This window comes from Mesorhizobium sp. M7A.F.Ca.CA.004.04.2.1 (assembly GCF_004022825.1).
Taxonomy (GTDB): domain Bacteria; phylum Pseudomonadota; class Alphaproteobacteria; order Rhizobiales; family Rhizobiaceae; genus Mesorhizobium.
This window is the reverse complement of sequence record NZ_RZPH01000228.1, coordinates 1-6,865: the sequence shown is the minus strand read 5'-3', so window position 1 is coordinate 6,865 and position 6,865 is coordinate 1. Positions and strand designations below refer to the sequence as shown.

Genomic DNA, 6,865 nt, shown 5'->3' with positions numbered 1-6,865 from the left:
GGTACACGTCGTTCATCGGGCCGCGCCTTGCCGAAGGCGGCCGGCCGGCCCTGCGCAGCGTCGCCTAGCCCAGGGGACAAGAGGATGAATGCGATGACGGACCTTGGCCTCTATCGCCATCTCGACCAGATGACGCCCTGGAACGACCGGCTGCAGGTGCTGGAAGTGATCGGCGTCAGCGACGAAGCGCCGGACGTGAAGACCTTCACCTTCCGCTCCGACAACCAGACCTGGTTCCGCTACAAGCCGGGCCAGTTCGTGACGCTGGAACTGCCGACATTGGACGGGCCGCTGATGCGCACCTACACGCTGTCGTCCTCGCCGTCGCGGCCATTCTCGATCGCGGTGACGGTCAAGGCGCAGGCGGGCAGCACCGGCACGCGCTGGATGTTCGACCATCTGACGCCGGGCTCGCACGTCAAGGCCTATGGGCCGACCGGTGATTTTTCGCTGCATAGCCACCCGGCGGCCAAATATCTGTTCATTTCGGCGGGCTCCGGCGTGACGCCGATGATGTCGATGCTGCGCTGGTTGAACGACTGTGCGCCATGGACAGATGTCGGCTTCGTCAACTGTGCGCGCCGCCCGGAAGAGATCATTTTCCGCAAGGAACTCGAGCTGCTCGGCAGCCGCATGCCCGGCCTGTCGCTCGGCTTCATGATCGAGGAGCGGTCGAGCCGCGAGGGCTGGTTCGGCCATATGGGCCGCATCGACGCGATCCGGCTGCCATTGCTGGCGCCCGATTTCCGCGAGCGCGAGATTTTCTGCTGCGGCCCCGATCCCTTCATGCGCGCCGTGCGCGGCATGCTGGACGCCGCCGGCTTCGACATGGCGAAATACCATCAGGAAAGCTTTGCTGCGCCTGCCGTGGAGGAAATCCCGGCGCCGTTCTCGCCGCCGGCGGAGGACGGCGCTGCTGCTGCCGTCGAGGCCGTGACACCGATCCGGTTTTCGCTTTCCGATGTCGATGCCGAATGCGTCGCCGGCCAGACCGTGCTGCAGACGGCACGCGCCTCTGGGGTGCGGATTCCCGCCGCCTGCGAGTTCGGCCTGTGCGGCACCTGCAAGGTGAGGAAGGTCGCGGGCGATGTCGAGATGAGTCACAATGGCGGCATCCTCGATCACGAAATCGAGGACGGCTTTATCCTCGCCTGTTGCTCGAAGCCGCTTTCTGCGCTTGAAATCGAAGCGTGACCGGCTGCGCTCGCCCCCGAGCCTGCGCCATCTTGCCAAAAACCCTGCAAATGGTTAGACGCCTGCAACGGTGGGGTTGACCGTAGGCCCGAAGATCATCTCCGCGGCCTGCTCGGCGGGGGAGCAAACATGCGACAATCCGGCATCTATGCCATTGCCAGCAAGGATATCGTCTTTGAATCCTTCGACGGCGAAGCCGTCGTTCTTGACCTGACCACGGGTAAATATTTCGGCTTCTCTGATTCAGGCAGCAGACTTTGGGATGCACTGTCGTCCGGCGTGCCTGCCTCCGAACTGGTCGGCGCCGCGACCGGCATTGGCGCCCTCGATGCCGCCGCGATTGACGGCTTTGTTTCACAATTGCTCGAATTCGGTTTGCTGGCGGCCGTAACCGATGGCGTGGCAAGACCGGCTCCAAGCGAATTGCTGGCTCAGCTCGCCGCTGCCAGAGAGCCCCTGAAGGTCGACATCCATGACGATCTCGCCGATCTCATTGTCGTCGATCCCATCCACGAGGTCGAGGAGCCCCTCGGCTGGCCCGCGGTGAAGCAGGCCAACTGAAGCGCCCATCAGGTTCTCGTTGCCGGGCAGCTCCGGAACAGGCAGACCCATGCCGAACGTCACTCTCGAAAACTTGGTTGACTACGCACGCCATGTCCTGGCGCAAGCAGAAAGCAGCGCCGCGCATTATCCGCTGACCTGCAAGGCGAGCTTGCCGCATCTGGATCTGACCGCGCATGTCAGCGTCGGCGCATTGGCGGATGCCGTCGCTCATGGCCTTGTCACGGCTCCGGGCAACCGAACGCCTGCCGACAGCTGCCGCGTCTTCGTCGCACATCCCGGCATAGACGGCATCGCGGCACCGGTCAGTTGGGGCCAGGGGCCCTTCACGCAGCATGGCTTCGCCACCCGGCTGGCGGAGGCCGGATTGCGCGGCAACCATTTTCACGACCTGGATTTCTGGCAGTTCTATGATCCGCAACGTCGCGTTGGCGTGCAATTGATGGCTTCGGCCGATGCCTTTCCACCGTGGGAGCCGGGAGCGCCGCTGCGGGCTTTCCTGCATTGGGAATATGCGGCACGCGGCATGCGGCTGGCCCATGCGGGGACGCTCGGGACTAAGGGCAGGGGCGTGCTGCTGGCCGGCGCGGGCGGGGCCGGGAAATCCGGAACCGTCGCCGCCGGCCTCCTCAACGGACTGGACAGCGTCGGCGACGACTATGTGCTGGTCGACCTCTCCAACGGCGTGACTGCCCGCCCACTGTTTTCAACACTCAAACAGGATCCCCAGGGGTTCGTTCGGCTTGGGCTGAAGCATCGGCTGAAAGCGCATGGTCCGCTCAACTGGCAAGGCAAGCATGCTTTTCACATTGATGACATCGCGCCTCGGCCGGTGCCCGAAACTCTGGACATCATCGCGCTGCTGGTGCCACATATCGGCGGAGGCGAGGCAAGTTCGATCGTGCCGGTGTCGCGCAGGGATGCCATGATTGCCTTGGCGCCGTCGGGCATAGCGCAGATGCCGGGCGAGCGGGAGAGCGGCTTTCGCTTCTTCAGCGACCTGACCCGCCTGCTGCCGTGCTATCGTCTGTCGCTGGGGACGCAGCCACAGGAGATAGCCGGTACGATTGCGGACTTTCTCACGCGGGGCGCTTCGTGAAACTGAGCGTGATAATGCCCGTCTACAACCGTGAGCGCTATGTCGTTTCGGCATTGCGCTCGCTGGTGCGGCAGCGGGACGCCGCCGATCTCGACATCATCGTCATCGACGACGGCTCGACCGACGGCTCTGCTGAGGCCGTGCGCTCGATGATGCGCGAAAACGCCTGCATCCGACTGTTCCAGCAATCCAACATGGGCGTAGCCAGGGCGCGCAACACCGGGCTGCGGCAACTGCCGCCGGATGCGGAGTTCGTTTCGTTTCTGGATTCTGACGACATCTCGCTGGCCGGACGGTTCAAGAAGGACCTCGCGCGCTTCAGAGCAGACCCCGGACTCGAGCTGACCTACTCGCTGATGACGCTGGTCGAGCGGATTGACGATGAGCGGCTGAAACCGGCAGTCGCCAGCCGCACGATGACACTTCGGGGAATTTCGCTGAGCGCCGCCGTGTTCAGCAGAGGGCTTGTCGACCGGACGGGCGAGTTCGATGAGGATTTCGAGCAGGCTGAGGATACCGACTATCTGCTGCGCGTTTTCGAGGCGGGACCGAACTACGAATTGTTGGACGCCGTCGCGATCTACTACCGACGCCATGCCGGAAATGTCACCAAGGAACATAGCGGCAGGGTCCGCAACCACTTGCGTGCAATCCACAAGTCGATGCGGCGGCGCAAGGCCGATCCGGCACGGCGAGAGGTCCAGGGAATCTTCGAATTGAAGAGTCCCACCGATTGGCGGATGCTATGATGCTCGACACCATCAAGTCGGATCAGCCAAGCCCGGAATGCTGCCGGAGACGCCCATGAAGCTGAGCGTCATCATGCCGGTCTACAATCGCGAACAATTCGTTGGCCTCGCGCTGCGCTCGCTGCTCAGGCAGCGCGAAGACATCGATCTCGACATCATCGTCATCGACGATGGGTCGACCGATGGTTCGGCAGCCGTCGTACGGTCGTTGATCGACGAGGCCCCGTGCATTCGTCTTTTCCAGCAGAGCAATGGCGGCGTCACAAAGGCGCGCAATGCCGGGCTGAAGCAGTTGCTGCCGCAGACCGGCCTGGTGTCGTTTCTCGATTCGGACGACATCTCCCCGACAGGGCGCTTCAAGGCGGATCTCGCCTGCTTCGGAGAAGATCCTGGCCTGGACCTGACCTATTCGCGCATGACGTTGGTCGACAAGATAGATGGCGAGACGCTGGAACCGGCCGCCGACAGCCACTCCATCACCGTGCGAGGGATCCACCTGTCCGCCGGGATCTTTGCGCGAAACCTCATCGAGCGCACCGGAGGTTTCGACGAGGATTTCAAACAGGCCGAGGACACCGACTATCTTTTGCGTATCTTTGAGAGCCAGACAAAATACGTTATGCCCGATACGGTGGCTCTCTACTACAGACGTCATCCCGGCAACATGACCAAGGAAGCCGATGTGCCCTTTCGCGAGTTCATGCGCGCCATTCACAAGTCGATGAAGCGTCGCAAGGCCGACCCCAGCTTGCGCCGGGTGGAGGGGATTTTCGACTTCAAGGATCTCGCGCAGTGGCGGTTCCTTTGATGGCAGGCTACGGCGTTGTCATTCCGGCTTTCAACGCGGCCGCCACCATCGGCGCTGCCCTGAACTCCGTTCTGGCCCAGACGGCAAAGGCGGAGGCCATCGTCGTGGTCGATGACGGTTCGACCGACGATACGGCTGCGGTGATCGAAGCGATGAACCTGCCGGTGACGGTGCTGCGACAGGACAATGCCGGACCTGGCAGCGCAACGACCCGCGGCATTGCGGCACTCTCGACGCCGCTCATCGCGACGCTCGATGCCGACGATTTGTGGCTGCCGGACAAGATCGAAAAGCAGCTGGTCCATCTCGACCGTCATCCCGGGACAACGGGCGTCTTTACGCATTGGCGGACGTTTCGCGGCGACAGCCCCGATTTGCCCGATGCGACCAGTGGAGCTGGCTGGTCGCGCACGACGATGATGATCCGCCAAGAGGTGGTGCAGAGCGTCGGTCCCATCATCGACCCACCAGGCGGTCGCGGCGAGATGATCGACTGGATCGCCCGGGTTCGTGAGGCAGGCTTTGCCCTTGCCATGCTCGACGACGTGCTTGCATTGCGCCGCATCCGTCCGGGCAGCCTTTCCTACGGCCGCGATCCGGCACGCGACCGGGGCTACCTCCAGGTCGCAAGGCTCGCCATGCAGCGGCGAGCCCAGAACAAGGCAGGTTCCAGTTGAACGCCACGCCCGTTCGCCGCATCGGCCGCCGCTTCCCGGACTATGGCTGGTCGTGGCCCACCGGCCAGCTGGACCTGTTGCTGAAGGCGGCGCTGCTCTCCGATGAGGACGCAGCCGCTGCCTGTGCCGCGCGCTGGCTGGACGAGAACGACATCGATCTCGTCTCGTTTCGAGAACATCGCCTGCTCGCCGCCATCTCCGACAGGTTCGGCAGGAAGCTGGCCGGGCATGCCGCCCATCCGCGCCTCGTCGGCCTGCAGAAGATGCTGTGGACGAAGTCGCGCATGGCGATGCGCGAGGCCGAGCCGGCGCTGAAGGCGATGGCCGACGGCGGCGCCGACATCATGCTGATAAAGGGCGCCAGCCGCATTGCCTTGAACGCGTCGGCGCAGCGTGGCCGGGTGGCGCATGATATCGACATATTGGTGCGCCCGCGCGACATGGCTGCCGTCTTCGACATCTTGCGCGATCGCGACTGGCAGATCGCCTCGGGCGTCAGCGCGCAATATCTGCGAACCCGGTTGGCGTCGCTGCGGTCGATGAACTTCTTCAAGGGCCGTTTCGGTGACATCGACCTGCACCAGCTCGGCTATGACGGGTCGCAGACGAGCGCGGAAGACGACCTGGCCATCTGGCAACGGGCGGTCCCGGCACAATTCAGCGGCGTCGCGGTCTTCGTGCCGTCGCCGGCCGATCGCATGGCCCTGGCCATCGCCCATGGCGGCCTCGACGCCCATACCCACAGCGACTGGCTTGTCGACTGCGCGGTCGCCATCCATGGCGAAGACGTCGATTGGGACACGTTCCTCGACATCGTCGGCAGACGCGGCCTGGCGGTTCCAGCGGCGGTGGCGTTATCCTATCTAACGTTCGAGATCGGCATTCCGGTGCCGGAACCGACAATGGCCAGAATCTTGGACATGGCCGACGGGGTTGGCCTGTCGCGTTGGTCGTCGGTTCTGCAAGCCAAGCCGCGCACGGATTTCGGCGGTCTTGTCTGGCTATCGCGCGGGCTTGCCAAGCAGTTGCGCCTGAAGCGGAAGAAGGGCCGGTTGCAGCAGGAGCCGCCCGCCACACCTTGGCGCGGCAGATCGGCCGCGCGCAAGCCTCAAGCAGCATCGGCGCCTTTGGTGTTTTCGCAGGCCATCGCCTGTCCGCAAACGACCGGCGACATGATGCTCGAAATCACCGTCAGGATCGGCGTTCCGCCGGTCCGGCGCCGCATCGAGATGGAGATCAATGACGGTGGCGAGCATATTGCCCGCCTGCGCGCCATGGCCATCAGCCGGTCCGGCAGGGAACGCGTGCTGCATTTTCGCGGCAAGGTGACTCTCGGCGGCGCGCGAGTTGCCTTGACGCTCGAGGCGCGACCATCGCGACAGTTTCGCGAGTGGAACGACGCGGCCACGGTGGCCGCCTATGGCGCCTTGCCTTTCCAGTTGCTGTCGGCGGATTTCTTTCCGGTCGGCTGAAGGAAGGCCCACCCGGCAGCTATAAGGCGTCGGGAGTGATCAGCCTCAAGGATGGGAAATAGGTCTGGTAGCGGCCGACATCACGGGTCAGAAGCGGAAGCTTGGTGACGGCGGCATGTGCGCCGATGAAGAAGTCAGGCAAGACGCCGGTCCTCGATCCTCCCGATCGGCGGTATTGCGTGAATACCTTTCCAGCAAGGAAAAGGGCGGCTCTTGGCATCGGAGCCATTTCGAGACCGGCCGCATCCAGAAATGCCTCAAGATCCTCGATTCTGATGTAGCGAACGGCAAGTTCTGCATAGACC

General features: G+C 63.6%; 8 protein-coding genes. 7 read left to right on the top strand and 1 reads right to left on the bottom strand.

Features of this window, described 5'->3' with window-relative positions; genetic code table 11:
- Nucleotides 1–93: 93 nt before the first annotated feature.
- From EN893_RS12840 to EN893_RS12810, 7 genes are all read left to right on the top strand, one after another.
- Complete coding sequence (locus tag EN893_RS12840; protein WP_127267343.1) at nucleotides 94–1,194, top strand: hybrid-cluster NAD(P)-dependent oxidoreductase; 1,101 nt, start codon at nucleotides 94–96, stop codon at nucleotides 1,192–1,194.
- A gap of 129 nt (nucleotides 1,195–1,323) precedes the next feature.
- Nucleotides 1,324–1,755 carry a PqqD family protein gene (locus EN893_RS12835; protein ID WP_127267344.1) on the top strand — a complete coding sequence of 144 codons (432 nt, stop codon included), beginning with the start codon at nucleotides 1,324–1,326 and terminating at the stop codon, nucleotides 1,753–1,755.
- A 49-nt stretch (nucleotides 1,756–1,804) separates the two neighbouring features.
- Nucleotides 1,805–2,854 (top strand): serine kinase, encoded by a 1,050-nt coding sequence (locus tag EN893_RS12830; protein WP_127267345.1) that lies wholly within the window; start codon nucleotides 1,805–1,807, stop codon nucleotides 2,852–2,854.
- Nucleotides 2,855–2,868: 14 nt separating this feature from the next.
- Nucleotides 2,869–3,603, top strand: coding sequence for a glycosyltransferase family A protein (locus EN893_RS12825; RefSeq protein WP_127267346.1), 735 nt, complete (start codon nucleotides 2,869–2,871; stop codon nucleotides 3,601–3,603).
- A gap of 55 nt (nucleotides 3,604–3,658) precedes the next feature.
- The gene (locus EN893_RS12820) at nucleotides 3,659–4,411 is read left to right on the top strand and encodes a glycosyltransferase (RefSeq protein ID WP_127267347.1); all 753 of its coding nucleotides are present in this window, start codon (nucleotides 3,659–3,661) and stop codon (nucleotides 4,409–4,411) included.
- Nucleotides 4,396–5,088, top strand: a complete 693-nt coding sequence (locus tag EN893_RS12815) for a glycosyltransferase family A protein (RefSeq protein ID WP_245481067.1) — start codon at nucleotides 4,396–4,398, stop codon at nucleotides 5,086–5,088. Before EN893_RS12820 ends, EN893_RS12815 begins: the two co-directional genes overlap by 16 nt.
- Nucleotides 5,085–6,560, top strand: a complete 1,476-nt coding sequence (locus tag EN893_RS12810; RefSeq protein ID WP_127267348.1) for a nucleotidyltransferase family protein — start codon at nucleotides 5,085–5,087, stop codon at nucleotides 6,558–6,560. Before EN893_RS12815 ends, EN893_RS12810 begins: the two co-directional genes overlap by 4 nt.
- A 19-nt stretch (nucleotides 6,561–6,579) precedes the next feature.
- Here the strand turns inward: EN893_RS12810 and EN893_RS12805 are convergent.
- The coding region (locus tag EN893_RS12805) for a PIN domain-containing protein (RefSeq protein ID WP_128361565.1) at nucleotides 6,580–6,865 on the bottom strand (286 nt) is incomplete at its 5' end.